This is a genomic window from Azonexus hydrophilus (assembly GCF_905120355.1).
Taxonomy (GTDB): Bacteria; Pseudomonadota; Gammaproteobacteria; order Burkholderiales; family Rhodocyclaceae; genus Azonexus.
In genome coordinates, this window is record NZ_CAJHOB010000055.1 from 1 (window position 1) to 705 (window position 705).

At 61.3% G+C, this 705-nt stretch carries 1 protein-coding gene; it reads right to left on the reverse strand.

The features are described from left to right. On the reverse strand, positions 1 to 705 hold a 705-nt coding region (locus JYJ39_RS13965), incomplete at its 5' end, for a cbb3-type cytochrome c oxidase subunit I (protein ID WP_205205268.1).

Below are 705 nucleotides of genomic sequence, written 5' to 3' on the forward strand. Positions count from 1 at the left end.
TTACTTTTCCTCTCCTTTGACGAAGAAGGAGATGAGGTAGACGATGAGACCGACGAGGAACATGACGCCTGCCCATTCGCGCATCCAGTAGAAGAGCATGACCTGATCCTGCGTGGCCATGTAGGACATGGGCTGCTCGGAGACGCGCTGCAGCCAGACCTGCAGGATGCCGGCGGCGGTGAGGAAAAGGGTGATGAAGACCATGGCGATGGTCATCAGCCAGAAGGACCACATTTCCAGCACCTGCGCCTTGTTGGAGTTGGCGGCGCGCCCGCGCATGATGGGCATGGCGTAGGAGATCATGGTCAGCACCACCATCACATAGGCGCCATAGAAGGCCATGTGCCCGTGTGCAGCCGTGACCTGGGTGCCGTGGGTGTAGTAATTCACCGGGGCCAGCGTATGCAGGAAGCCCCACACCCCGGCGCCGAGGAAGGCCATCACGCCGGTACCCAGGGCCCACAACACGGCGGCCTTGTTCGGATGCTCGCGGCGACGACGATTGACCATGGTGAAGGCGAACACCGTCATGGCGAAGAAGGGCAGCGGCTCCAGGGCGGAGAAGATGGAACCCCACCATTGCCAGTATTCCGGCGCACCGATCCAGTAGTAGTGGTGGCCGGTGCCGATGATGCCGGTGACCAGGGCCAGGGTGATGATCACATACAGCCACTTCTCGATGATCTCGCGATCGACGCCGGTGAC